This is a genomic window from Amycolatopsis alba DSM 44262, assembly GCF_000384215.1.
In the GTDB taxonomy this organism is placed as follows: Bacteria; Actinomycetota; Actinomycetes; order Mycobacteriales; family Pseudonocardiaceae; genus Amycolatopsis; species Amycolatopsis alba.
The window spans coordinates 9,659,503-9,684,848 of the sequence record NZ_KB913032.1; the positions used below are offsets into that span (position 1 = coordinate 9,659,503).

Annotated in this window: 21 protein-coding genes; 10 read left to right on the forward strand and 11 right to left on the reverse strand. The window is 68.0% G+C overall.

From position 1 onward, the window contains the following. Nucleotides 1-367: 367 nt before the first annotated feature. The gene (locus AMYAL_RS0144615; RefSeq protein ID WP_245193354.1) at nt 368-1,018 is read left to right on the forward strand and encodes a winged helix-turn-helix domain-containing protein; all 651 of its coding nucleotides are present in this window, start codon (nt 368-370) and stop codon (nt 1,016-1,018) included. 37 nt (nt 1,019-1,055) lie between these two features. Here AMYAL_RS0144615 and AMYAL_RS0144620 read toward each other — a convergent pair whose 3' ends face one another. Continuing rightward, nucleotides 1,056-1,373 carry a hypothetical protein gene (locus AMYAL_RS0144620; protein ID WP_020637812.1) on the reverse strand — a complete coding sequence of 106 codons (318 nt, stop codon included), beginning with the start codon at nt 1,371-1,373 and terminating at the stop codon, nt 1,056-1,058. 2,280 nt (nt 1,374-3,653) lie between these two features. Here AMYAL_RS0144620 and AMYAL_RS0144630 point away from each other — a divergent pair. Then, the gene (locus AMYAL_RS0144630) at nt 3,654-4,637 is read left to right on the forward strand and encodes a hypothetical protein (RefSeq protein ID WP_020637814.1); all 984 of its coding nucleotides are present in this window, start codon (nt 3,654-3,656) and stop codon (nt 4,635-4,637) included. Nucleotides 4,638-5,616: 979 nt separating this feature from the next. Here the strand turns inward: AMYAL_RS0144630 and AMYAL_RS0144635 are convergent. Continuing rightward, a complete protein-coding gene (locus AMYAL_RS0144635; protein WP_026467975.1) occupies nt 5,617-6,576 on the reverse strand; it encodes a helix-turn-helix transcriptional regulator in 960 nt (319 codons plus the stop codon). A 62-nt stretch (nt 6,577-6,638) separates the two neighbouring features. Here AMYAL_RS0144635 and AMYAL_RS0144640 point away from each other — a divergent pair, with 62 nt between their 5' ends. Continuing rightward, a complete protein-coding gene (locus AMYAL_RS0144640) occupies nt 6,639-7,817 on the forward strand; it encodes an epoxide hydrolase family protein (RefSeq protein WP_020637816.1) in 1,179 nt (392 codons plus the stop codon). A 1-nt stretch (nt 7,818) separates the two neighbouring features. After that, entirely contained in the window at nt 7,819-8,526 is a 708-nt protein-coding gene (locus AMYAL_RS49020) for a DNA glycosylase AlkZ-like family protein (protein WP_020637817.1), read from the forward strand. A 73-nt stretch (nt 8,527-8,599) separates the two neighbouring features. Here AMYAL_RS49020 and fabI read toward each other — a convergent pair whose 3' ends face one another. From fabI to AMYAL_RS0144690, 9 genes are all read right to left on the reverse strand, one after another. Continuing rightward, nucleotides 8,600-9,367 carry an enoyl-ACP reductase FabI gene (gene fabI, locus AMYAL_RS0144650; protein WP_020637818.1) on the reverse strand — a complete coding sequence of 256 codons (768 nt, stop codon included), beginning with the start codon at nt 9,365-9,367 and terminating at the stop codon, nt 8,600-8,602. Nucleotides 9,368-9,412: 45 nt separating this feature from the next. Continuing rightward, nucleotides 9,413-10,660 (reverse strand): MFS transporter, encoded by a 1,248-nt coding sequence (locus tag AMYAL_RS0144655; RefSeq protein WP_020637819.1) that lies wholly within the window; start codon nt 10,658-10,660, stop codon nt 9,413-9,415. Nucleotides 10,661-10,718: 58 nt separating this feature from the next. Continuing rightward, a complete protein-coding gene (locus tag AMYAL_RS0144660; RefSeq protein ID WP_020637820.1) occupies nt 10,719-11,480 on the reverse strand; it encodes an SDR family NAD(P)-dependent oxidoreductase in 762 nt (253 codons plus the stop codon). A 55-nt stretch (nt 11,481-11,535) separates the two neighbouring features. Next, nucleotides 11,536-11,778, reverse strand: coding sequence for an acyl carrier protein (locus tag AMYAL_RS0144665; RefSeq protein WP_020637821.1), 243 nt, complete (start codon nt 11,776-11,778; stop codon nt 11,536-11,538). A gap of 57 nt (nt 11,779-11,835) precedes the next feature. Further along, the gene (locus AMYAL_RS0144670) at nt 11,836-12,978 is read right to left on the reverse strand and encodes an aminotransferase class I/II-fold pyridoxal phosphate-dependent enzyme (protein WP_245193355.1); all 1,143 of its coding nucleotides are present in this window, start codon (nt 12,976-12,978) and stop codon (nt 11,836-11,838) included. A 101-nt stretch (nt 12,979-13,079) separates the two neighbouring features. Beyond that, nucleotides 13,080-15,011: a condensation domain-containing protein gene (locus tag AMYAL_RS0144675; RefSeq protein WP_143267931.1), complete on the reverse strand. Its 1,932-nt coding sequence runs from the start codon at nt 15,009-15,011 to the stop codon at nt 13,080-13,082. 10 nt (nt 15,012-15,021) lie between these two features. Next, nucleotides 15,022-16,284: a beta-ketoacyl-ACP synthase II gene (gene fabF / locus AMYAL_RS0144680; RefSeq protein WP_245193356.1), complete on the reverse strand. Its 1,263-nt coding sequence runs from the start codon at nt 16,282-16,284 to the stop codon at nt 15,022-15,024. Then, nucleotides 16,281-17,966 carry a thiamine pyrophosphate-binding protein gene (locus AMYAL_RS0144685; protein ID WP_020637825.1) on the reverse strand — a complete coding sequence of 562 codons (1,686 nt, stop codon included), beginning with the start codon at nt 17,964-17,966 and terminating at the stop codon, nt 16,281-16,283. Before AMYAL_RS0144685 ends, fabF begins: the two co-directional genes overlap by 4 nt. 5 nt (nt 17,967-17,971) lie before the next feature. Continuing rightward, a complete protein-coding gene (locus AMYAL_RS0144690) occupies nt 17,972-20,614 on the reverse strand; it encodes an aldehyde dehydrogenase family protein (protein WP_020637826.1) in 2,643 nt (880 codons plus the stop codon). Nucleotides 20,615-21,935: 1,321 nt separating this feature from the next. Here AMYAL_RS0144690 and AMYAL_RS47540 point away from each other — a divergent pair. From AMYAL_RS47540 to AMYAL_RS0144720, 6 genes are read left to right on the forward strand one after another with little or no spacing between them, the layout of a single operon-like run. Continuing rightward, nucleotides 21,936-22,433: an RNA polymerase sigma factor gene (locus AMYAL_RS47540; RefSeq protein ID WP_020637827.1), complete on the forward strand. Its 498-nt coding sequence runs from the start codon at nt 21,936-21,938 to the stop codon at nt 22,431-22,433. Beyond that, the gene (locus tag AMYAL_RS0144700) at nt 22,430-23,047 is read left to right on the forward strand and encodes a methylated-DNA--[protein]-cysteine S-methyltransferase (RefSeq protein ID WP_020637828.1); all 618 of its coding nucleotides are present in this window, start codon (nt 22,430-22,432) and stop codon (nt 23,045-23,047) included. The genes AMYAL_RS47540 and AMYAL_RS0144700 overlap by 4 nt, the downstream gene beginning before the upstream one ends. Next, nucleotides 23,044-23,757 carry a 2OG-Fe(II) oxygenase gene (locus AMYAL_RS0144705; protein WP_020637829.1) on the forward strand — a complete coding sequence of 238 codons (714 nt, stop codon included), beginning with the start codon at nt 23,044-23,046 and terminating at the stop codon, nt 23,755-23,757. The genes AMYAL_RS0144700 and AMYAL_RS0144705 overlap by 4 nt, the downstream gene beginning before the upstream one ends. Then, nucleotides 23,757-24,032: an Ada metal-binding domain-containing protein gene (locus AMYAL_RS47545; protein ID WP_020637830.1), complete on the forward strand. Its 276-nt coding sequence runs from the start codon at nt 23,757-23,759 to the stop codon at nt 24,030-24,032. The genes AMYAL_RS0144705 and AMYAL_RS47545 overlap by 1 nt, the downstream gene beginning before the upstream one ends. Then, nucleotides 24,029-24,580, forward strand: a complete 552-nt coding sequence (locus tag AMYAL_RS50715; protein ID WP_245193358.1) for a type 1 periplasmic-binding domain-containing protein — start codon at nt 24,029-24,031, stop codon at nt 24,578-24,580. Before AMYAL_RS47545 ends, AMYAL_RS50715 begins: the two co-directional genes overlap by 4 nt. Beyond that, the gene (locus AMYAL_RS0144720) at nt 24,577-25,194 is read left to right on the forward strand and encodes a DNA-3-methyladenine glycosylase I (protein ID WP_020637832.1); all 618 of its coding nucleotides are present in this window, start codon (nt 24,577-24,579) and stop codon (nt 25,192-25,194) included. Before AMYAL_RS50715 ends, AMYAL_RS0144720 begins: the two co-directional genes overlap by 4 nt. Nucleotides 25,195-25,346: the final 152 nt, after the last annotated feature.

Genomic DNA, 25,346 nt, shown 5'->3' on the forward strand with positions numbered 1-25,346 from the left:
GTTCCGGGACGGTGTCGTGCCTAGGCTGGATCGGCGAACAGATGGGGGTGATCTTTTGCTGCGCATTCATTTTTCGTCGGCCGACGTGCTCGGACTGCGGGTTTCGGCCACTCCCGATCCGCTGTGGGAGCTTCTGCTGAGCCTCCACACGGCGCAAACGGTCGGCATCAGCGGCGCACTCCGTGTGTGGCGGACAGCGGTGCGCGGAAAACTCGCGCCGTCGGCCGCTTTGCTCTGGCCCTTGGCGCGACCGCGAGGTTACTCACCGGATTTCTTGACCCCGACGGCTGGTGAGCAAGGCTTCGATGCAGGTCTGGAGCAACTGCTGGCCACTTCGCGGACACGGCTCCGAGCCGACCTTTCGCTCTTGGCACGTCCCACGTCCTGGACGACTGATCTCGCCGATGGCCGGAGCGAAGCCCTCCACAGGCTGGGAGACGCCCTCGAGGCGTACCACGCTGTCGCCATCGAACCGTTCTGGGACGTCATCCGGCGCGTGGCCGGTGCGGATCGCGAGCGAAGGGCGGCGACCGCGATCACCGAAGGTACCGGAGCCATGCTCACGACCTTGCACCCTGACGTTCGCTGGGACGACAGTGTCCTGAAAGTCGCCTATCCCGTCGATCAGGACGTTCACCTGGACGGGCAGGGCCTCACCCTGGTGCCCTCGTTCTTCTGCCTGCCAGGGCCCATCACCCTGCTGCGACAGAACGAACAGCCGATTCTCGTCTATCCCGTCGACCGAGACCTCGAGTCCTTGGCCACCGTCGGCCACGCGCGGTTCGGGCAGGGGCTCACAGCGCTGCTGGGCAGGACCAGGGCACGAGTGCTGCACGCCATCGCGGCGGCGGCCCCGGTCACCACCTCGGATCTCGCGCGGGAGGTCGGGGTCTCCGTGGCCGGCATCAGTCAGCACACGTCGGTGCTCCGGGGCGCCGGGCTCATCACCACGGTCCGGGACCGCGGCTTCGCGCGGCACCGGGTTTCACCGCGCGGTGAGGCGTTGCTGAGCGGGTAGGTTCCGGCTTCGATCTCGGCCGCGCGCCTGGGTTACGTCAGCAGGCCTTGACGACGACCGAGTGTGCCTTGCCGCCGAGGTCGAGGATCTTCACGTTCCGGTTACCCGCAGGCACGCGAACCTGATAGGTGCCGGGGTCGACCGGATAGCCGAAGTAACTGCCCGCCGGGGCTGCCCCGGTGCCTGCGATCATCGAGCCGTTGGTGCGGTGGATCGTGGTCGAGACCGCTGCACCGCAGTTGTTGGAGATGTAGATTTTGCCCTTCGTCGCGGCCGAGGCGGAACCCGCGCCGACGGTGGCGATGACCATACCCGCGGTGGCCAGAACGGTGAGAACGCGCCGGGTGGCCGTCATTGTGCTCCTCTGGGTGCTGGTGGGGATCGGCTACAAGATATCCACAAGCACGTCCCTGCACTGTCGGTCGAACGGACCACATCGCCTGGGTACTGTCCACCGCCCCGCGCCTTGGCCGGTCGACGAGCGCATGACGTCGAGCAGCGGCGGGTTCGTGTTCGAATCTCCCATTCCGACCGCCAAGCCAGTGCATCTATTTCTTCATCTCGGGACCATAGAGCCAAGTCATTCCTGACACACGAAGCACCGATATCAATATCTTCATCCACAGCGAATCGAGGGAGACTCTGCCATCACCGACCCGGCACCGCGGAGGAGACCAGGATCGCTTATCGCCACCACTGTGCCAAACCTGAAAAGTTGTTATCTTCTCTTTGACGAACAGGCTTCGGATCCCCAGTCAGCTACGGCACGAACGCGCCGGACGGCCCACCGAGGATTCTTGTCCCTGCAGGCCATCCAGCCCGTAGTCAAGCGACGAGGGTCAGTTTCCTGACTTGTGCCTCTTCCGCGTTTCAAGGCCTCGCTTTATCAGTCTGGCTATTCCCCCGACGAGAACCAGTATCACAGCCAAGACAGTCGCAAAGATGAGGGAGAACTTAAGGTCGCTGACACCGAATGGCACGGTCATCAGGAAGCATGCGCCCCAGATGATCGCAAGCACGGTCACAACGTCTGCGACTCGCTTCAGGGGGCCACTCACCAGAAGAACCTCCAATTTGCCCGAGTTCCGAGGAGGGCCCTGCTCACTCTGGCGTGGTGCCTCCATTTGCAAACGGAGCCGAGCCGTGATTGACGCCAAGACGAAATTGCCGCCGAAGGACCAACATCCCCGCAGATCGGCAGCGATGTTGACGTGGTGGGCCGGGTCGGGCTCGAACCGACGGCCAAGGGATTATGAGACCGCAGATCCGACATGTCAGCCAGTGTCGTCGAACGCTAAATTCTGCCGGTTTGTGCAGGTCAACGCCGGTTTGAGCCCAGAATGAGTGCCACTGCGCGTCGGCCTGTATCGGGCACTACGCAGGCAACGGAGCCCAATCGGAGACGACGTGCCTGCCCATTCGGCAGCACCTTTGCTGCCAGCAGGACCACATGCCCTCCCGCTCCCCGGCGCGACATCCCCTTCCATGGCGCCGGAATCGCCGGCCACCCCCAAAGATCAAGACACTCCCGCCACCCCGCACCACGACATCCACCGCCCAGCCAAAGGAGGACTTCATGGCTGGCAACGTCTCCACCGCTTCCGCGCCGTCATGGCTTTCGCCACCATCGACGTTGCCGATCCGACCGGGACCACCATGGCAGCACCGGCCCTGGTGACCGATCCATGTTCAATCACTAATCATGAGTGATCGGATTCCGCAGGATCGCCGGAGCCCACAGAACCTTCCCCTCCGAAACTCGGCAACATCGTCAAGCCAGAGCCACAAGACGAAGCGCCATTCACACGTCCGTCAACAAAATGAACCTCGAAGCGCCCAAGGTCATAACCGCCCGCCTCCCAAGCCATGTCACTTGTCTCGACACGGCACGGCACGCCCAGTCGCACGCTCCCTCACCAGCCAGCTCAGCCCGACCACCTCCTCATCCAGCACCTAGTCCGACACCATCGGAGCACACAATCCACCACGAGTAGAACATACGTTCGCGTTGCGCCGGCGGGGCGTTGCAGCCGTACCGTCGTCACGACCCCACTGGACACGAACGACCAGCGAAGTCCTCGCGCCCTGAGAAGCTTCGCCGCGCGTCCCCCTGTTGCGATCCTCGCTGGCTGCGGGCGGGCGGCACTGCTTCCCGCGGGCGCGGGCTCTTGCGCTGCACTGAAGTTGCGAACCTCGCTGGTCGCGGACGGCCAGCGCTGCGATGGCACCAGACCGGATTCGCGAACTCGCGGATGTTGCGATCCACGCTGGCTGCGGACGGCCAGCGCTGCCTTGCAGGCTCAGCAGGTACTCGGCGTCCCTCACGGCGTTGCAATCCTCGCTGGCCGCGGACGGCCAGCGCTGCCCTGCACGACCAGGAGGTTCACCGTTGAGCAGGCCCAGGACGAAGCCTAGTTCCCAATCACTGGGATGACACGCCACGTGTCGCTTCGGAACCGACAGGCGTGTCACGCGACGCTCCAGGTTCCGAAACGATCGACGGCAGCAAACGAGTTCCGGCGCAGCAACCGGGGCTTTCTGATGGGTGTCGGACAATCCCGGCGGACCGGGACGCCTCCGCTATCGTTACCAAGTGAGTCGTTCCCAAAGGCGTGTGCCTGACAAAATGCGGGTAATGCTGGACACCAACCTCTGGTCATCCATCGGCGACGAGGAAGCGACCGCGGAATTCAACGCGGAGATGGCCGCACGGGGCGTGGCCGTTGTCACGCCGCCGAGCATTCTCATCGAGGTCGCACGTCTACCAGTCGCCGCGGCACGCCAACGAATCATCACCGCTCTGACGACCGGGCATCGCGTGCGGCTCCGCACCGAGGCCGCGCTGGAAGCGGCCGAAATCATCGCCGAGGCCAAGCGCCTACGGCCTCATTGGCTGCGTCGCATGCCTGACACCGGCAGGACCGCGTCTCTGGACACTTACTGGACCAAGAAGTTGTGGCGAGAGGCCGCCGAAGACTCCACTCGAATCCACGAGTACCAGGTTGAAACCTACCATCGGCCGACAGACTACCTGGTAGCCAAGCAGAAGGAGCAGCGAAAGGCCATACTGGAAACTGATTTCAATGTGCGTCCCTTGACCGCGATAATGGTCAAGTCGGAGCCTGACACCCCCGAAGAGTACCTTGACGGCTGGTCCGGCGAACCAGTGGAAGCCTGGCGAATAGAATCTTGGCACGTCTACCGGTACAACTTGTTCACCGTGGGAGGACGCGCCGCGCTCACCAGAGAAGACACGACGCGCGCCGATTGGGTCGGCGCCTACCTCGACCTTCGCATCATGCGTTCCGACACAGCCGACTTCGGCCGATTTTGGACACAGGACGTCGAGGTGACCAGAATGCCCCGGAACTGGCTTCGGTGGGCAGTACGCTTTGTACAGTCGACCCAGAAGATCGGTCCTGGGAATCCGGCCGACGAACAGCACAGTGCATATCTCCCGGACTGCGACGTCTTCGTTTCAGCCGATGCCCGCTACATCACCGCGCTGCGTCAAGTTCGCGCCGACGCACCTTTCGAGTTCGCTAAACCACTACAGTCATCGGGCGACCGCAGCGTACCGGTAACCCAGCGTATCGCCGAAGCACTCGACAGCGCTTGAGCCCCCTTTTGATCAAGAAGACAAGCCGCAGGTGACCAAACGGATACAGAATGAGGAACCTGGGTGGCATCGCGGCAGGAGGACGGGTTGGTTTCCGATTTCCACGGGCCTGGGTAGGCGCAGACGGTCGTGTAGTAGTTCGCGCCCGGCCGTGTCGTTTTCCAATCCACCTGTCCACGCACGTGCGCCGGGACCACGGTGACGTCCCGCTCGACGCCGCGGTCGACGGAACCGCGACCGCGGCGGTGGGTGTCGTCCGGCGGCACGGTGGATTCCGTGGCATCGGATGTCGTGCGGCCCACGGTCCGGGACGAGGTCCAGCCATTCGCGGGCGCGGCCAGGCCCACCACCCCGGTCGTGACCGGCCACCTCGGCAAAGGCCTCTCGGTGCGCGACAATCGGACGTCGGCCAGGAGGGGTGCTCACGACCCGCCAAGCCCCACCGCCGTCACCGCCTCGCCGACCTCCGCAGCCCTGCGACGGTCCGTCAGGTCGGATGCCCTACGGCGAGGCATGCGGCGGTAGGCGCAGCGCCAGACGCGATCATCCAGCCCGAAATCGGACGCAGTACCGGCCTCACCTCCCCCGACGCCGGCGCCTCCGGGCCGACCGCCCGGATCGACTCCGACAGCCACCGCACGCGCGACGTCGTCGTGCTCGGAGATGGGCTGGCGGCGGCCGACGGCTGCGGGTCGGCGGCTATGCCCTTCAACGTCGTAGAACGTTGAAGGAACGTTTCGGCTCGGCAGGGAAGCGCCGCCCCGAGGCAGCCTCGACCTGCTGGACGGCGTACCGGCCGGCTCTTGACGATATCCCCGTGAGACAACAAAAAGACTGCAGGTCGCAGGAGATCAACATGTCATGCGCGATGAGACCCTCCAGGCGGTGTGGGGTCTCACGATTCGTGCCGCTATCTCGCCGGCTGTGTCGTGTGGATGTCATCGACGACATTCTGGTGAGCCTCTGCGGCAGCGCACAGTCAGGTCTCGATCGCGCGCAGGCACCGTTCTGCCTGCTGCCGGAGTGCGCCTTCGAGTTCCGGTGGTCCGCTGACCAGGGTGAAATCGGTCTGCACTGAGGTGATCATCCACACCAGGTCGGACGTCGACGGGGCGCCGAGGTGCAGGAGACAGCGGCGCTCGTCGAGGGACTCGACGGCGCCCATTCCCGGCCACACCCGGTCGGCCACCGCGTCGGCCGATTCGTGCAGCTCGACCGTCGCCTGGCACGGCCAGGTGCGGGCGGAAAGCTGCTGCGCCAGATAGGCCGCGACGTCGTCGAACGGCGGCTCGCGGGGTGTGAACCGGGCGCCTGCGGGCGGTCGCGGGGTGAGGCGATCGACGCGGAAGGTGCGCCAGTCGTCGCGGTCGATGTCGAAGGCGACGAGGTACCAGTGCCTGCCGTAGTTGACCAGGCGGTAGGGCTCGGTGTGTCGCCGGGAGGCACCGCCGCGCGGGCTGAGGTAGTCGAAGCGCAGGCGTTCGTGGTGGCGGCACGCGTCCGCGATGGTCATCAGCGTGTCCGCCGAGATCTTCGGGCCGGGCGCCTCCCCGGCGCGCACGGTCGCGGTCTGGAGTGTGTTCACCCGATGCCGGAGCCGCGACGGCAGCACCTGCTCCAGTTTGGTGAGCGCGCGCAACGCGGTCTCCTCGATACCGGTGACCGAGCTGCTCGTGGCGGTGCGCAGCCCGACGGCCACCGCGACGGCTTCGTCGTCGTCGAGCAGCAGCGGCGGCAGGGACGCGCCCGCGCCGAGCCGATAGCCGGGCGTGCCTTGGAGTGCGTGCACCGGGTAGCCGAGTTCCCGCAGGCGCTCGACGTCCCGTCGCACGGTCCGGGTGGTGACGCCGAGGCGTTCGGCCAGGTCGGTACCCGGCCAGTCGCGGTGGGTCTGCAGCAGCGACAGGAGCTTCAGCAGTCGTGCGGAGGTTTCCAGCATGGTTTTCATTCTGCCGTCCGGTTAGGACCGAAGTTGTCCTAACCGGGTTTTAGCGTGGTCTCATGACACAGGACATCCGCGCTTTCTCGATCGACATCCCGCAGGCAGACCTCGACGACCTCGCCACGCGCCTGGCCGCCACCCGCTGGCCGAGTGAACTGCCGGACGTCGGCTGGAGCCGGGGTGTGCCCGCCGGTTACCTCGCCGGACTCGCCGAGTACTGGCGCACCGGTTTCGACTGGCGGGCGCAGGAGGCCGCGCTCAACGCCCACCCGCAGTTCGTCACCACCATCGACGGCCAGCGCCTGCACTTCCTCCACGTACGCTCGCCGGAGCAGGACGCCACGCCGCTGGTCCTGCTGCACGGGTGGCCGGGCGGGGTGACCGACTTCCTCGACGTGATCGGGCCGCTGTCGGACCCGCGGGCGCACGGGGGAGACCCGGCCGACGCCTTCCACCTGGTGATCCCGTCCTTGCCGGGGTTCGGGTTCTCCACGCCGCTGGCCGGACCGGGAATGAGCGCCGCGAAAATGGCAGGCCTGTTCACCAGGCTGATGGCCGCGCTCGGCTACGAGCGGTACGGCGTGCACGGCTACGACACGGGTTCGTGGGTCGCGCCGGAGATCGGCAAGCAGGATCCGGAGCACGTGCTCGGCGTGCACCTCACCGCGATGATCACCTTCCCGATCGGTGTCGAGGGCGAACTGGACGACCTTCCCGAGGCCGACCAGCGCCGCTGGGAGTCGATGCAGAACTTCAACGACGGCTACCTGCAGTGCAACTCCAAGCGTCCGCAGACGGTGGCCTACGGCCTGCACGACTCGCCCGCCGGTCAGCTCGCGTGGATCGTGGAGAAGTTCAAGGAACTGACCATGCCCGAAGACGCGCTGCCTGAGGAATGCGTGGATCGCGACCGCATGCTCGCCACGATCTCGCTGTACTGGTTCACCGGCACCGCCGGTTCGGCCGCCCAGATCTACTACGAGGAGATTTCGGCGAACGACTGGAGCGGCGGCGAATCCGGTGACTGGGGATCCGGTGACTGGAGCGGCGCTGCGGCGCCGACCGTGCCCACCGGGGTGCTCGTGTCCGCGCACGACGTGACCGTCCGCCGGTGGGCCGAGCGCGACCACCACATCGTGCACTGGACCGAACTCGGCCACGGCGGGCACTTCCTCGCCATGGAGGCCCCCGCCGCGCTGGCCGACGATATCCGTGTGTTCTTCCGGAAGGTGCGCTGAGATGGGCGCCCGCGGGACCGCGCTGCTGAGCCCGCGGGCGCTCAACCGCGCCCTTCTCGGCAGGCAACTTCTCCTCGGCCGCGTCGATCTCGGGGTCGCCGAGGCGATCGAGCATCTCTTCGGGCTGAACGCGCAGGACCCGGATCTCGCGTATTTCGCGCTCTGGAACCGGCTCGAACGCTTCGAGATCCAGGACCTCACCGTCGCCATCGAGCGTGGTGTCCTTGTGCGGTCCACGATGATGCGGGCCACCCAGCACCTGATGTCGGCGGCCGACTTCCGGCTGGTCCGGCCGGCGCTGGCACCACTGTTGCGGCGGGTGCAGCGCAACGCCTTCGGCAGCCGCACCACCGGCGTCGACCTCGGCGAACTGGTCGCCGACACGGCCGAACTACTCGAGGGCAGCGGCGTCCTCACCCGGCCCGAGCTGGGACGGGCGCTCGCGCGAACCCGGCTCCTGCGGCACGGCCGCGCCGACGTCGTCGCGTTCGAACGCGCCGTGACCCGGCTCCCCGAAATCCGGTACTGCCACCACATCACCGGCAACTACGACTACCTGCTCCACATCGAAGTCGCCGACCTGCCCGCCTACGAGCACTTCCACGCCCACAGCCTGGCGGGCCTGCCCAGCGTGGCGGCCGTGACCAGCTACATCACCATGAAAACCCTCACCCCCGGCCCGCCGGAAAGCCGGGTCATTGAGACGTGAAGCCGAGGCGGTCGTCGCGCACGAGTCCGGGAAGCAGGTCCTTGCGGATCTCGCCGGACTGGACGACCGGGGCTCAGACGCCAAGGGCGTGGACCCCTCCGTCGACCATGATCATCGTTCCGGTCGTGGCCGGGAGCCAGTCCGACAGGAGCGCGCAGACGCTCCTGGCCGTCGGGCTGGCGTCTGTGCTGTCCCAGCCGAGCGGTGCCCGGTCACCCCAGTCGCGCTCGAAGTCCGAAGAGCCTGGGATCGACTTCGCGGCCATGGTCTTCATCGGGCCCGCGCTGACCAGGTTGACTCGAATGCCCTGCGGCCCCAGTTCCTTGGCCAGGTACCGGTTAACCGACTCCAGTGCGGCCTTCGCGACGCCCATCCAGTTGTAGGCCGGCCACGCGACGCGGGCGTCGAAGTCCATGCCCACGATCGACGAGCCACGGTCCAGCAGCGGCAGGCATGCTCTGGCCAGGGACATGAACGAGTAGGCCGAGACTTCGACGGTGGTCTTGACGTCGCCGGCCGACGCGTCCAGGAACGGTGCTCCAACACAGCTCCGAGGTGCGAAGCCAATCGAGTGCACCACACCGTCGAGGCCGTCGACGTGCTCATGGACCCGTCCGGCCAGGCTGTCCAGGTGCTTCTGGTTCGTGACGTCCAGCTCCAGCACCGGCACCGCTGCGGGCAGCCGCTTCGCGATGCGCTCGACCAGCGACACACGGCCGAAGCCGGTCAGCACTACCTGCGCGCCTTCCAGTTGCGCGATCCTGGCCGTGTGGAAGGCGAGCGAGCTGCCGGTGATGATGCCGGTGATCAGCAGGCGTTTGCCGTCAAGCAGTCCTGGCACGAATCCTCCAAGCCGTGGTCCGGTGAACCGGGAAGGCAACGGCGGTCAACGCAGGGATCGGATCACCGGGCTCGCGGCGACCAGTCCGGCACACGCCAGCACGGCGCCGCCGCAGATCAGGAACACCGCCGTGGTGCCGAACGGCAGCAGGATCCCGGCGACGACGTAGGAGAACGGGTCGAACGCCACCGTGGCCAGAACGACGAGGCTCATCACCCGGCCCAGCAGTTGCCTGGACACTCGCTCTTGCAAGGTGGCCACGATGACCACTCCGAGAAACGCGGACCCGAGACCGATGAGTGTGACGACCGCTGTCGCGGTGACCACGTCGGTGACGACCGCGAGCCCGGCTGTTCCCGTGCCGATCGCCGCGACCCCGCCGACCACGGTCCAGCCGCGCCTGCCGGGTGGGCGCCATCCGGCGATCAGTGATCCTGCCAGCGACCCGGCGCCGAAACCGGAGAGCACGATGCCCAGAGATCCCGCTCCGCCGAGGCGTTGATCGGCGAGCACCGCGCCTCCCACAAGCACGGGGCCCACGACCGCGATGTTAATCACGGCGACGGCCGTCAGCAGCGCTCTCACGAGCGGTTCATGCCAGGCATATCCCAAACCCTCGCCGAGGGAATGCAAGCCGCCGAGTCGCTGGTCACCATCGACGGCGTCCGGACCGGCGCCTTCACCGAGTCGTGCCAGGCGGACGAGCGTGCCGAGGGCCAAGGCGGCCACGACGGCCACCGCCGTGATCCCAGCGAGCGCGGCGCCGAAGCCGACCGCAGCGATGACTCCGGCGGCCGCCGCAGGCCCGACGAGATCGCCCCCCGACTCCGCGCCCTGCACCAGCGCGTTGACCCGTGACAGCTTCTCGGTCGGTACGACGGCCGGCAGCAACGCCATGGCTGCCGGGAAGTACGCGGCGTCGGCCATGCCGAGCAATCCGGCGAGAAGGGCGACGGTGGTCACCGATGGGGAGGTAAAGGTGATCACGGCACCAAGGGCGAGCAGGACGGCGACCCGAAGCCAGGAAGCCCAGGCCGCGACGCGAGCGGGATCCAGCCGGTCGGCCAGTACTCCCCCGGGAAGCAGGAGCACCGCGCGTGGCAGCGCCACCGCCACGAGAACGAGCCCGGTGGTGAGGCCGGGCTCCGAAAGTTCGAGCACGAAGAGGGTGAGCCAGGTCAGGAACAGCGCGTCGACCACGGCCGCCAAACCCTGACCCACGACCAGGCGGCGCAGCCGCGGGTCGCCGAGGGGTTCGCGGGGAAGGGAACGGGCGGGCGGCCCTGTCGTCATCGTGGGCTCCCGTGGATTCCGGTAGGAGGTGGCCTTGCCTAGGTCGGGCAGGTGTGCACTATGCGATGTGTGTGCCCCCGTCGACCACCAGAGTGGTTCCGGTGACATAGGTCGCCGCGTCGGAGACGAGGAAGACCAGCGCGGCGGCGAGCTCTTCGGGCTGTCCGACGCGGCCGGAGAGCACTCTCGGCATCATCGCCTCGATGTAGCCCTCGTCGTAGCCGTCGGTCATCTCGGAGGTGAAAAAGCCCGGAGCGAGGGCATTCACGCGGATGCCCTTGCCAGGTGTCCACTGCTGGGCGAGATCGCGGGTGAGCCCGAGGATCCCGGCTTTCGACGCCGAGTAGGCGGCCTGCGGCAGACCACCCGTGACCAGCGCGAGGATGCTCGACACGTTGACGATGGCACTGCCGGGTCGCATTACCGCGCCTGCGGCCTGGGCCATCCAGTAGGAGCCGTTCAGATTGACGTCGATGACGTCGCGGAACTGCTCCGGTGTCTCCTCGACCGCGGGGTGTTCACTGCTGACCCCGGCGTTGTTGACCAGGATGTCCACGCGCCCGAACTCCCGCACAGCCGCGTCGATCAGTGCGTGGCAGTCCTTCGGATCGGCCACGTCGGTACACACGGCGACGGCCCGGCGGCCGAGCTTCTCGACGGCCGCGCGCGTGGTCTCCAGCCTGTCGGTGCGCCGCGCTCCGAGGACGACGTCGGCACCGGCCTCGGCGACGGCGGTGGCGAAGGCGATGCCCAGCCCCGAGGACGCTCCGGTGACCACGGCGACGCGGCCGTCGATCCGGAACCGATCAAGGACGCTCATAGCCGTTCTCCTTGGAGGGAAGTCCATTCGTGCACGGCGTATCTCCCGAGAACGGTCACCGCTGGGAGGCGACGTAGCTCATCGCGTCACCGACGGTCCTCAGCTCCGCAACCTCGTCGTCGGGAATCCTCACCGCGAACCTGTCCTCCACCTGCACGGTGATCTCCACCATTGACAGGGAGTCGATGCCGAGATCGTCGGCAAACGACTTCTCCGGAGTCACGTTGGCGCGGTCGAGACCGGTGACCTGTTCGACGATCTCGGCGATGTCGGCGAGGATGTCGGTGTTGCTGACCACGGGCTTTCTCCTTGTCGGCCGGGCATGCTCGATCAATGGGCGACCCTCGGCTGTACGTCAGAGCCCGAGACGCCGCCGGTAGATGAGGAGGGTGCGCAGGAAACCGTCCATCTGTGCCTCGGTGTGACCCGCATGGGGGAACAACCGCAGGAGCGCCTGGTTGCGCGAGACGGCCGGGTAGGAGAAGACGGGAACGAGGTAGCCGTCCTCGACGAACCACTCCCGCATCTGGAGCGCGGCGGCATCGGCGCCGATCGGCACCGAGAGCATGTACGACTCGGTCGGCGTCGTCATCGTGCCGATCGCATGCATCTGCCGCCGAAGGCGGGCGGCGTGTGCGAGGTAGTCGTCGACGATCTCCGGATGGTCGGCGAGGACGTCGATCGTGCGGTCGGCCAGGTACGCGGTGGGTGGCTGGATAGCGGCTGTGAACATCGAGGTGCCGGAAAGCAGTTCGAAGGCGTCGATCGCCGCCGCGGGCCCGGCAATCGCGCCGCCTTCCAGACCGATGGCCTTCGACAGGGACACCATGACGAAGTCGGCGCGCTCCCTGATCGCCACCGCCTCCCGGGCATATGGACGGTTCTCGGCCCCGTAGACCATGAACCCGTTCGCGTCGTCGATCATGCTGACAGCTCCGTGCCGGTCGCACTCGTCCAAGATCTCCACGATCGGCCCCATGGTGCCGTCGGCGGAATAAATACTCTCGGCGATCACCACGGTCTTGCGGCTCTGGATCCGGCCGAGGATGGCGGCCAGATCCGCGACGTCGTTGTGCCGGAACGCGTGGACGTTACGGCCGTAGCCGAGTCCTTCGAGCCCCTTCCAGATGCTCCAGTGGACGTCCCTGTCGACGACGAAGACGGTGTCGCGATTGCGTACTTCGATCCCGGTGTCGAAGTACGCGGAACTGCTCATGGCGTGGACGAATCCGATGTTGGCCAGGAGTCCGGTGGCGAAGCTGATGGCCCGCTCCTTGCCGGTGTGGCGGGCGATCGTCTCCTCCAGGACCTGATGCGGGCGGCAGATTCCCTGTGTCATCCGGGAACCGCTGGTGCTCAGGCCGTGGGCGATTGCCGCCTCGGCGAAGTGGCGCCGGGCCGGGACGTGGCGGTCCAGGTCGAGAAAGCTGATGCTGGCGAAGTTCACCAGCTCGCGCCCGTTGCGGACGATGGTCGGCCCGACGGGACCGTCCACCACCGGAGGACGGTATGCGGTGTCGTGGGTATTCGCCTCGACGAAAGCAGCGAAGGCCCACGGGGCCAGGCGATCCACGGACTGTGCGGAAGTGGAAGACGCAGTCACGATGACGTTTCTCCTCCGTGGTGGGCGCGGGGCGGAAAGGGCTCCAGAGCCGCAGCGAGGTGGCCGAGCGAGACTGTTCCGGCCAGCTCGTCCGCTGCGATCCCGGTGTAGCCGGACTGGCGCAGCAGCATCAGCAGACGAGGAATCTCGACCAGGGTGACCCCGTGGTCGGCGAGGCAACGGTTCATGTCGACCGAGCCAGGGTTGTCATAGGAGGGCTGCCGCGAATCGTCCGGAACGACGGCGGCCACAGCGGCGGCCAGAGCCCGTTCCGATGTCGTCACGGCCAGCCGTGACGACATCGGCGGGACGCTTGAGCCGCCGGTGGCGGTGCCGTGTTCGGCCGGGGACAGGATGTAGCGGCCTGGGGTGAGGAGACCGGGCACGTCGCCGAGGTGGTCCAGGACGTGCTGGTGTAGCTCGTCGATCGTCACGCCAGGAGTGACGCGGGCGCGCGCGACGAGGTGTGGTCGATCGCCTTCTCCCGAAGTGCCGCCGCTGGGCGTCACTGTCACATCGAGCACACCGGGGTGGCTCTGCAGCACGTCTTCGACCGTGGTCAGGCACGCCCATCCCTGCGGGGCGCGCCACCATCCGGACGCCGCCGGTGTGCGCGGGTCCGACAGGACCGGGCACTCGGCACCGCCGGCGAGCGCGTGCAGGAGACCACACAGGCGTTCGGGCAACGCCACCGCCTGCGCGGCGTCGAGCAGGTGATCCCCGACGGTGACGTCGAGGGTGATGAACCCCGCGTCGCGGCTGAAGTCGACGTAGAGGGTCTCGCAGGGCTCGTCAGGCGCGCTGCTGATCCAGGTGGCGTCCCCGCCCGGCGGAGTGGTCCGGGTGGGGACCAGGTATCCGCGGGGCCACGCATAGCAGTTGAATTCGATGGTGGGTATGGCAACGACACCGCGGCGCCGGTCCTGGCGGGACCAGGCGGCGACCAGTTCCGCGGGGCGGTACCGGCCGTGCCGGTAGCCCGCGGTGGACGCCGTCGCGACCGAGGCGACCACCTCACCGAACGCCGCGCCCGGTTGGAGGTCGATCTGGACCGGGACCGTCAGAGCCCGGACGTCGACGCTGGTGCGCAGAGCCGCCCGGGCTCGATTGGAGACCACCACCGACGCGAGGAAACGATGCTCTCCGGTGCGGGTGGCGACCTCGTGGGCGAGCGCCGCGAGCACGACGATCTCCGGACTGGCCCGATGACGCCGGGCGACGCGGTCAAGGTCGTCATACGCCTCCACCGAGCGGTATTGAAGACGGTGGCGCCCCTTGCCGTCGGCGATGCCGCCGAACGGGGCCAGCACGCCGGTGGGGTTGTCCGCGAGACGTGCGAGCCACTCGCACTCCGACAGGCGGGCGCGTTCCAGATTCTGCTCGGCGATAGCGTCGAGCGGGTGGAGGGCTGTTTCCGCCGGTCCGTCGGCGCCGCGAAGCCGGTCGTGCAACTGGTCGAGCAGCACCGCCAGCCCCCACCCGTCGATCATGACGTGGTGGGCGGCGATCAGGACCGCGCGCGGCTTTCCCGCTTCGAGCAGCACTCTGGCGAGCCAGGGCGGATTCCGCTCGGGGTCGATCGGGCGGGCCGCCAGTGCCGCCGTGGCGGCTTCCAAGGTGCCGGCATCGACAGCGGGGACGTCCACGTGATCGATCGGCAGCGGCGCCCAGTCCGGGCGATGGACGCGTTGTACCGGGCGGAGCGGGCCGATGGTGCTGCGCAGCGCTTCATGCCGCGCGGTCAGGGACGCGAGCGCCATGTGCACGTCGCTGACGGTGGCAGGGGGCGGGACGTGGCAGTGGTCAGCGAGCGGCGTCGGGTTCACCCGCCGTGGTGCGGGGATGGTGCGTTCGAACCAGTGCCACTGCTGAACCCACGACAGCGGCCCACTGCGGATGACGGTGGCGGGATCCGGAGTCGCCTTCACGGCCGTCACTTCAGACTGTCCGGACCACGAGCGCGGCGTTGTGGCCGCCGAAGCCGAACGAGTTGCTGAGAGCGATGCGCATCCCCGGATGATGTTGCGTGCGGTGGGGCACGAAGTTGATGTCCGGGTCGATCGGCTCATCGCAGTTGACGGTCGGCGGGACGTCGCCCGTGCGGAGGGCCTGGATCGAAGCGACGAGCTCCACCGCCCCGGCGGCGCCGATCATGTGCCCGGTCATCGATTTGGTGGAGCTCACCGGGATCCGGGTGACCCGGTCCCCCAGCACCTGTCGCAGGACGGCCGTCTCGGTGATGTCGTTCAGCAGCGTTCCGGTGCCGTGCGCGTTGACGTAGTCGACCTCCGCCCCCGTGATCCCCGCGTCGCGCAGCGCCGCCTCGACGGCCAGGCGTGCGCCCCTGCCCTCCGGATGCGGTGCGGTCCAGTGATGAGCGTCGGAACTCGCTCCGTACCCCGTGAGTTCGGCCAGCGCCGTCGCCCCTCGCCGGTCGGCCACGTCCGCCGCCTCCAGCACCGCCACGGCGGCGCCCTCGCTCATCACGAACCCGTCGCGGTGCGCGTCGAAGGGCCGGCACGCCGCGGCCGGGTCGTCGTTGCGTTTGGACAACGCGCGGGCGTTCCCGCTGCCCGCGAGGTCCACGGTGGTGACGCATGCGTCGGCGCCACCGGCGAGGACGATGTCGGCTTCCCCGTGGCTGATCATGCGCATCGCCGCGCCCACGGCGTCGGCACCGCTGGCGCACGCCGTGCTCTGGGCGCGGCTGGGCCCCTGCGTACCGAGCCGCATGCTGATTTCGCCGGCGGCGCTGTCCATGGCCGTCGTGACCTGAGTGAACGGGCTGATGGACCGCGGTCCCTTGTCGCGCAGCCTGTTCGCGGCGCGGTAGATCGATCCGACCGGGCCGTAGCCGCTGCCGATGATCACGGCGACCCGCGGCGCCACGTGATCGTCGATGACGAGCCCCGCGTGCTCGCACGCTTCCAGCGCGGCGGCGAGGGCGTACTGCGCGTACGGATCGGCGCGACGGCTGACCATCGCAGGCATGTAGCGGCTGGGGGTGAATCCGCGGACCTGGCCGCCGATCCGGACCGCGAGATCGGTGACGTCGATAGCCTCGACCTTGTCGATACCGCTGCGCCCGGCCAGCATCGCCGTCCAGGTCTCGTCGACGCTGTGGCCCAGCGGCGTCACAGCCCCGTATCCGGTGACCATCACCCGACGCCTCGCGCCCGGTCGTTCTGCTGCTTCCGTCACTGGGGGACCACCTCGGCGTCGCGGATGGGCGGGGCGATGTCGTCGGGGGCGACCGGGACCATGAGCACGGCGGTGCCTCCCTGTGCGCAGAACCGCCGCGCGGCCAGGACTTCCTCGGTCAGCGTGCATTTGTCGCGGAGCACCCGGCAACGGATGTCCGGCCCGTCCACCACGGGTGGCGGCTGACCCAGGCGGACGAACGAGTGGCGTCCGGCGTCGAGACCGAGGCGGGCGCGCTGCGTGTCCAGCCAGCCGTAGCCGCCGTTGCAGAGCACCACATACAGAACACCGCCGTGGGCGGGCGCGGCGGCGGCGATGTCCGCGCGGGCCGCGACGAAAGCTCCGTCACCGACGAACGCGGTCACCTCGTGGTACGGGGCCGCCAGCTTGACCCCGATGGCCGCGGCAGCCCCGAAGCCCAGCGGGGTCTGCTCCGACGGCGCGATGGAACCGCCACCGGCGTGGAAGGGGAAGCAGTAGGACCACATGTCCTGCAACCCGTTCTCCTGGACCAGGATCCGGCGCTCGCCGCCGGTGGCGTCGAGTGCGGCGAGCAGTTCGGCGATACGGATTTCCGGCAGCGCCGCCGCGCGGGCCAGTTCCTCTTCCACTTCGAGCGACATGGCCTTGCGGGCGGCGGCGATCTCGTCTGCCCATCCCTTGGCTGCGGCGGGCCCGGACTTAGGGTCCCCCTCCAGCGCCCGCGACCAGCCGAGCACGGCGTGGCGGGCGTCTCCGAGCACTCGCGGGCCCGGGAATTCGGCGGACAGCCCGCCGGGATCGACGTTGACCTGCACCACCGGGACCGGGGGCCAGGGTGTCCCGCCTTCGGCGACCGTCTCCTCGAGCCGTCCGGCGAGCGACACCACGAGGTCACACGACGACCACAGCTCACGGGCAGGGGCAGCGGCGTAAAGTCCTGCCACACCGCAGAAAAGCGGGTTGCGCTCGTCGACGGCACCGCGGCCGGACGCGGTGGTGAAGAGCGCCGCGCCGAGGTGTTCGGCGAAGCGCTCCACCATGCCGTCGTCGTTGTGGTGCCGCATTCCCCCGCCCACCAGTACCAGCGGCCGGCTGCTCGTGCGGATCGCCGCGAGTGCCGGTCCCGGCGTCACGGAGAGGGAGTCGAGCGCCAACGGTTCCGGTCGCGTCGGCCGGGGCCGGGCGACCACGATCTCCGTCGCGCGCACGTCATCGGGTATCTCCAGGTACACGGGTCCGGCGGGAGGTCCCAGTGCCCGGGTCAAGGCCGTGACCGTCGCGGGGACGACCCGGTCGGGATGCCCCACCCGGTGCGCCCACTGCACGAGAGGCGTGACCACGGAGATCTGGTCGAATTCCTGGAATCCACCGCTGCCCCGGCGTCGTTCGGCCACACCGGCTGCGAGCACGAGGACAGGGGCGCCGGACTCCCGCGCCTCCAGCAGTCCCGTAGCCGCGTGCGTGACCGCCGGCCCCTTTCCCAGCGCGCAGACGGCGAGCCTGCCCGACTGCATCGCGTAGCCGGTCGCCATGTACATCGCGTTCCGCTGATCACGGCACGGCACCAGGAAAAGGCCGACGGCGTCGAGGGCGCGGAGCAACTCCAGATCGTCTCCGGGCAGCCCGAAGCAGGTGTCCACCTCGTTCGCCACCAGCACGTCGACGATCGCGGACCACGCGTCGGCGTACCGTTCGCCCACCTGATTCACCGCCCACTCACCGCGACGGGCGCACCCGCCGGGAGAGTCCGCGCCGCGGCCTGCGACATGAGCAGTGGTTCGGCACGCCGCTCGCCGCCGTAGGAGAGGTAGTTCGCCCTCATCCCGAACCCGCCGAAGGGATGGTTGCCGTTTTCGGCGTCGAGCAGTGTGTGGTTGACACAGGTTTGGTGGTGCTTCGACAGGACTTCCACCGTCTCCGGGTCGTTGCCGTAGACCATCGCTCCCAGCGCGCGTTCGCTGAAATAGGAGCTCGACAACCGCTCACGCAGCCGCCTGGCACCCGGATAGGCCACGACGTTGAACACCGGGGCGAACATCTCGTCCAGGGGGATCTTGTCGTCGAAGTCCCACAGCAGCACGGTCGGCTCGATCCGGCGGGACAGCAGATCGATGCGACCGCCGTGCCGGATGTGATTCACGTGCCGCACCAAGTAGTCCGAGCAGCGCACCAGTGCCGAGTCGTAGTAGATCGGGCCGTAGTCGACGGCGGGATCGCTGTTCTGCCCGAAACGCAGCGAAGCCAGTTCAGCGGACAGCACTCCGACGAACTCGTCGGTGCGGCGCTGCGGCGAGAACACGACATCGGGACCGAAACAGTCTTGACCCGAGTTGTAGAGCCGGATTCTCGCGACGTCATGAGCGGCGCGCGGGAGGTCGGCGTCGGGTGCGATGACGAAGGGGTTGATGCCGTTGCCGAAGAAAAGAAAAAGCTGGTCTTCCGCCAGCCCGTCGCGGATCGTCTCGGCATTGGAGTAGTCACCGGTGAAGACGACGAGATCCGCCTCGCGTACCGGTCCCGTCACGAACTTGCGCTGACTGAGGTCGAAAAGATCGAGTGGCAGACCGTGAATCGGCGCCAGCAGCGCGTGCAAGCGTTCCAGCTGGCTCTTGATCTGAGCGGACGGGCGAAAGGTGATCTCGTCGATGTAGAGAGACGCCACAAGCAGGTACAGCGCATAGGAATAGAGCGGGATGTTGGAGGGCATGAACACAGCGGCGCGAGGCACCCGGCCTGGCCGGACCCGGCCGATCTCCTCTTCCGCTCCGTCGAGGGTGGCGAGGAACGAGCGGATCTCCGCGCTCGCGGTGTGATGAGGCGAGATCTCGGTGAGGATCGCCATCACCGCAGCGTCGTGCTCGGCCACGTGCCGTCGCACCGCACGCAGCGCGTCAAGACGGTCGGCGAAGGGGACGCGGTAGTCGGCCACGTCGACGGCCGCGGCGGTGATCGTGGCAGGTGGCCTGGGCAATGAGGTCATGGCGATCTTTTCCAGAACGGCCAGGTTGGGCTTACCGGTGTTCGTGAGCGGCAGCGCGGGAAGCACGACGATGTGGTCGGGCTGCTCGTAGCGAGCGAGCACGGAATGCAGCACCTGTTTCCAGTGCGCGAATCCATGGGCGTCGGGGTCGGCGATGACGAACACCAGACGACAGCCCAGACGCTCGTCGGGGACAGCGACGACCTCTGTCTGCGCACCGGCCGACTCGGCCCGCTCGGCGAGGTGATCGGGATAAAGGGTGTGGCCGTCGCGGTGCACGGCGTGCTTGCGCCCGACCGGGAAGACGCGGCCGGCGTCGTCGAGCGTCCCGATGTCGCCGGTCCGGTGAACCGGACCCGAAACCGGGACGATCTCACCGTCGTCGCCCAGGTGACCGGTCATCAGGCCGCCACTGCGAACCACGATCTCGCCGAGCCTGCCGGGGGGAAGCGCGGCGCCGTCCTCGTCGTGGATTTCGACGAGGACACCGGGCAGCGGTGTGCCGCACCCGACCGGATCGGACGGAGGCGCCAGCGCGATGTTTCCCACTTCGGTCGCTCCGTAGCCGTCGAGCAGATGCTTGCCGGTGACGGCGTGGAATCGGGCCGCCAGGGTGCGCCCCAGCGGCGCGCCGCCCACGCACCAGGCTCGGACCGTCTTCAGCGCGTTCGCCAGAACGGGCCGACGGTCGAACAAGTTGAGCAGGCTGTAATACGTCGACGGGGCCCCGTCGACGACGGAGAGGCCATGGTCCGCACCGACCGCGAGAACGTGATCCAGGCGCGTGGCCGGCCCATAGATCACCAGCGTGCCTCCACTCAGCCACCAGGAGAGCACAAGCGACAGACCATACTGGTGGGAATACGGCAGAACGGGCAGGAAGACATCGGCCGGCCGGTAACCCATTCGTTCCGCACTGAGAGTGATGTTGTCCAGAATCGAGCGACCGGAGCGGACGACGCCCTTCGGGTTACCGGTCGTCCCCGACGACCACGAGATCGCGGCGTCCTGGCGCCGCGCCCAGGCCGCGAGATCGGGAACGCCCCCCGTGCTCGCCGCGGGCCGCGTCACCGCGGTGTCATCGGTACCACCGTTGACTTCGAACATCACGCGCGCCTGCGCGCGGATCCGCGCCCGCTGCGCCGGAATGGCGCGATGATCGGCCAGGACCACAGACGCGTCGAGGTGGACAAGCGCCAGCAGATCGACGACCCACTCCAGGGAATTGGCCCCGCTCATCATCACCCGCGAACCGGGTTCGATGCCGCGGCGGGCAAGGACTTCGGCGGCCGCGAATACGCGAGCCACGATTTCATCGGTCTCCCAGATGTACCCCTCTGGCGAGATCAAGCGCTTGAAGGCGGGCAACTCGTGCTCCTCGATGCCAGGGATGTTTTCCTAGACGCACGTCCGTAAACCCATAATCCGCGGACAGTCCGGCTTCTGTCCAAGAAGCTCCGCGAGAGAACCAGCCGCACCTGTTCGACGACTCCTCCGCCGAGACGGGCGGGCCCGCAAGCGCGACGACAGAAGACGAAGAAAGCGAATCAAGCCAACCCGAGAAATCTTAGTGGCGGTACAAATACTTCCGCCACGGCAAGAGCTGAATAAAAGTACTACCCGAGACAACCGACCCGAAGCCTCGACCTTGCCCCGATATCAATGTAGCGACCGCCCGTAAGGAGGTCAAGCAAGTGACAAAAAGTGATGTTTGCCCGAAACGCGATGCGCTAACGAAAACCTGAAGTGATACTCCATACGCGTCACGATCATTTGTCGAACCGTTCAGTCGATCGACGGGTACCGTTACGAAAAGCCGGGTCACTAAAGCCCTCGATTGACGTATTGAGTCCTGCACGAGGCGACAGGCGAGCGGATTCGATCTCTCGCCGCGAAACCAGAGTCACCACCGCGCCAGGCGCACCTCCACACAGCGCGTACCACTGCGTGAATAGCGCGGCAATAGCGGAATCGAGTGACAGACCGTCTCAAGCTTTGGACTGGCTTCATACCGATCGCACCAACACTCCGGCGTCTCCACGAGAATTCCAGGATCGACCGCGTTGGCACATTCCAAGAACGACGAAAGACCATGTGCGAATTGTGTCTGATCCATGTGATTCCCGACGGCGCGGGGTGGCCGGGCCCCTGTGCGTCTCGCTCGCGCGATCTCCGTCGACGAGCTCGCTTACGATCCGCGTTGGCAGAGAACCCGAAGCATCAGAAGCGAGCAATGGGCCACGACCGGATATCGGGCGCGCGCACTCGAAGGCGCGTGTGCGGTCGGCCTCACGCCGATCACCCACGATGTCGTCGCCGCCATCCTTTGGAAGGGAGAGCGGCCGGATATCCGGTCAGCGCGATCCACAAGCCACTAGCCGATCGAATTGCCGCCCTCCGTTCCTTGCCCGGCGACCTACCTGGAAAACGGACGACGCGGTCGCGGGTGTCCCGCTGCTGTAGCGTCCCGGCTCGTCCCAGTGGAGCCATGCCGGGCGGGCGCGGCACTCGGCCGCCGACGCCCGAGGAAACCGGGCCGGGACGCGTGTCACTCGGTCGGGTGCGGCGGTGTTACTGGTCATGCCGGGTGATGCCGCGTTCGATGAGTGGGATCAGTCGGGTTGACCAGGCAGAAGAGGCCGTTGGATTTTCGATCTCACGTTCTGCGGTGCCGGGGCGTCTTCGGGGTGTGATCGTGAAACCGTTCGAACAGATCGTGGTCCAGTTCGGGCCGATGGTGCTGCGGGTGTGCCGGGCCGTGCTGGGTCCGGTGGACGCGGAGGACGCCTGGTCGGAGACGTTCCTGGCCGCGTTGAAGGCGTATCCTGGGCTGCCCGCCGACGCGAATGTCGAAGCGTGGCTGGTCACGATCGCGCACCGTAAGGCCATCGACGTCACCAGGGCCCGTACCCGGCGGGCTGTTCCGGTCGAGGAGGTCCCGGAGCGGCCAAGCGCCACCGGGCGGCCGGAAGCCTGGGCTGGCGATCTGTGGGACGCACTGGCGCGGTTGCCGGACAAACAGCGCGTGGCCGTCGCCTATCACTACCTCGGCGGGCTGCCTTACCGCGAGATCGCCGAGATCACCGGGGGCAGTACCGATGCTGCCCGTCGGGCGGCGGCCGACGGCGTCAAATCCCTCAGAGCCACCTACCGGCGCCCCGCCGACAGGGAAGGAGCGACATCATGATGACCATGTCCGACGACCAGGCCAGAGACTTGTTCGACCCGTTGCCGGACGTCGATCCGGACGCGACGCGGCGGCTGCATGAGCGGCTGGTCGCGGCGGCTCAGCGTGACGGGCTGCTCGACCTGGCTTATCGCACCCTGGACACTCCGGTTGGCACGCTGTTGCTGGCCGCTACCGAGGCGGGCCTGGTCCGGGTCGCCTACGGCCGGGAAGACCACGACGCCGTGCTGGCGAAGCTGGCCGACACGGTGAGCCCGCGGATCCTGCGCGCTCCGGCGCGGCTGGACGCTGTGGCCCGGCAGCTGGAGGAGTACTTCGGCGGCGGACGCCGGACCTTCGACGTTCCCCTGGACTTCCGGCTGTCGAAGGGGTTTCGGCGCGCGGTGCTGGCGCATCTGCCGGAGATCGGGTACGGCGACACCGAAAGCTACGCCCAGGTCGCCGCCGCGGCCGGAAGTCCGAGGGCGGTGCGTGCGGTCGGGACCGCGTGTGCGACCAACCCGCTGCCGGTCGTGGTGCCGTGCCACAGGGTCGTGCGCTCCGACGGGTCGTTCGGCGGCTACGTCGGCGGCGAGGACGCCAAGCGGACGTTGCTGACGCTGGAGGCGGCGTGAACAGGTTCGAGAAGCGGGTCGCCGCGGCCGACTGGGCCGCGGTGACCGCCGAGGTCGACGACTACGGTTGCGCTCTGCTACCACGACTGCTGACTCCGGCCGAGTGCGCGAAGATCGTCGCTCTGTGGGACAAGGTCGAACGGTTCCGGGCGACGGTGAATCTGCGTCGGCACCGTTTCGGGGACAACGGCGACTACCGTTACTTCGCCGAGCCGGTCCCGGATCCGGTTCAGGCGCTGCGCCAGGCGCTGTATCCGCGGCTGCTGCCCATCGCCCAGGACTGGTACGCCAAGCTGGGCCGTGAAGCGGAGTGGCCGTCCACGTTGGAGGAGTGGCTGGCGATCTGCCACGGTGCCGGGCAGACACGGCCGACGCCGATCCTGCTGCGGTACGAGACGGGCGGCTGGAACGCGCTGCACCGAGATCTTTACGGCGACAAGGTGTTCCCTCTGCAGGTGGTGATCAACCTCAACCAGCCGGGCACGGACCACACCGGCGGGGAGTTCTTGCTGGTCGAACAGCGGCCACGGGCGCAGTCGCGTGGCACCGCGACGTTGATCCCGCAAGGGCACGGCTTGGTGTTCACCACCCGCGACCGGCCGGTTCGCTCCGCGCGTGGCTGGTCGGCTTCGCCGGTGCGCCATGGTGTGTCGGCGGTCCGGTCGGGTTCGCGGCACACACTCGGCCTCGTGTTCCACGACGCCACCTGATGAGGACCTACACGCTGATCGGCGCGGACGGCAACCCGTATGAGAGTGCCGAACCGGGAACGCTGGGCGGGCATCGCCGGAGCAAGCTTTACGGCCGTCTGGACTGCCCGGCGGCGTTGCGCGCGATCGCCCGCGGCGGCTACGTGCGGCATCGGGTGTTCTTCGCCGACGAAGCCACCGCCCTCGCCGCGGGCTACCGCCCCTGCTGTTCCTGCCTGCCCGAGAAGTACCAGGTCTGGAAGCACAAGCAGACCGGAAAGACACCACGACCATGATCTCCCCCCTTGCGTCCGTGTCCGACGCGCGGTCCTACTCACCCCTGCCCAGGATCCCCGTCCAGCCGTCCCGCCCGGCGCTCTGCGACGACACCGAGATCGGCACGATCCTGCGGTTGCTACACGGGATGCGCCCCCGGCCGGCCAGTGTGGTGATCGGCCGCGCGGCCGACGAGGTCTCCCACGCCAACGCGGCGCGGATCGCCGACGCATGGACCGGGCGCGGCGGGCTCGTGCTGGCCACGGTGGCCTGGCCGGAGACCGCCGCGTCATGGTTACGCCAAGCGCGGCGTTTCGCCGCCCCGGACCCGGATGCCTGGATCGTCACGGCTACCCCGGCGGGATGGATCGGCATGGGACGCCGGCTGGTCTGCTCGACAGAGTGGAGTCCGCAGCGGACTATCGCCACGTCCGGGCTCGCTGTCCCCGCGCTCATCCAGGCCGGCGGCATCGGCACGTTCGACGGTCTGCGCGGCGCGCACGCCGACGGCGGCAGCTGGGAGATCGTCCGTACCCTGCTCGTCGATCACCCGGGCAGTCCGCAGTGACCCGCACCCGCACCGGCGCGGTGGTCGGTGACGACGGACTCGCCCGGCCGCCGTGGGCCGCGACCGATCCCTTGCTGCGGGAGTACTACGACACCGAGTGGGGCATGCCCGTCCATGGCGAACAGAACCTCTACGAGAGGATCAGCCTGGAGGCGTTCCAGGCCGGGCTGTCGTGGGCCACGATCCTGCGCAAGCGGCCCGCGTTCCGCGACGCTTTCGACGGATTCGACCCCGACCGGGTGGCCGGCTACGGCGAGCGCGACATCGCGCGGCTCATGACCGACCCCCGGATCGTCCGCAACCGGCGCAAGATCGACGCGGCGGTCACCAACGCCCGCGCGACGATCGCGTTGCGCGACAACGGCGGGCTGGACGCGCTGGTGTGGTCCTTCCGGCCACACAGCACGCCGTCGCCGCGCTGGGTGGAGGACATCCCGACCCAGTCGCCGGAGTCGGTCGCCCTGGCGACGGCACTGCGGCGGCACGGGTTCGCGTTCGTCGGCCCGACGACGATGTTCGCGCTGATGGAGGCCACCGGCATCGTCGACACCCACCTGCTCGACAGCCACCGTCGCGGTAGTTCCGGCGTCTGGCCGCCCACGGACGGTCGGTGACCCGGCAGCTTCGCCTGCGCACGGCGGTGCCAAAGCCACGCTCCGCGCGCGTTTCACTCGTGGACAGCTGCCGCGATCGAATGCGGTGCCGATCACAGCTCACGTTCCGCCACGGCCCGGCGTCTACCGGGTGACGGTGTCGAAGGACGCCG

What these genes read in the sequence shown, in the direction of transcription:
- AMYAL_RS0144635 (WP_026467975.1), bottom strand. Translation starts at nt 6,576, where the DNA reads ATGCTGGAAACCTCCGCACGACTGCTGAAGCTCCTGTCGCTGCTGCAG.
- AMYAL_RS0144660 (WP_020637820.1), bottom strand. Translation starts at nt 11,480, where the DNA reads ATGAGCGTCCTTGATCGGTTCCGGATCGACGGCCGCGTCGCCGTGGTC.
- AMYAL_RS0144620 (WP_020637812.1), bottom strand. Translation starts at nt 1,373, where the DNA reads ATGACGGCCACCCGGCGCGTTCTCACCGTTCTGGCCACCGCGGGTATG.
- AMYAL_RS0144655 (WP_020637819.1), bottom strand. Translation starts at nt 10,660, where the DNA reads ATGACGACAGGGCCGCCCGCCCGTTCCCTTCCCCGCGAACCCCTCGGC.
- AMYAL_RS0144630 (WP_020637814.1), top strand. Translation starts at nt 3,654, where the DNA reads ATGCTGGACACCAACCTCTGGTCATCCATCGGCGACGAGGAAGCGACC.
- AMYAL_RS0144640 (WP_020637816.1), top strand. Translation starts at nt 6,639, where the DNA reads ATGACACAGGACATCCGCGCTTTCTCGATCGACATCCCGCAGGCAGAC.
- AMYAL_RS49020 (WP_020637817.1), top strand. Translation starts at nt 7,819, where the DNA reads ATGGGCGCCCGCGGGACCGCGCTGCTGAGCCCGCGGGCGCTCAACCGC.
- AMYAL_RS0144700 (WP_020637828.1), top strand. Translation starts at nt 22,430, where the DNA reads ATGATGACCATGTCCGACGACCAGGCCAGAGACTTGTTCGACCCGTTG.
- AMYAL_RS50715 (WP_245193358.1), top strand. Translation starts at nt 24,029, where the DNA reads ATGATCTCCCCCCTTGCGTCCGTGTCCGACGCGCGGTCCTACTCACCC.
- AMYAL_RS47545 (WP_020637830.1), top strand. Translation starts at nt 23,757, where the DNA reads ATGAGGACCTACACGCTGATCGGCGCGGACGGCAACCCGTATGAGAGT.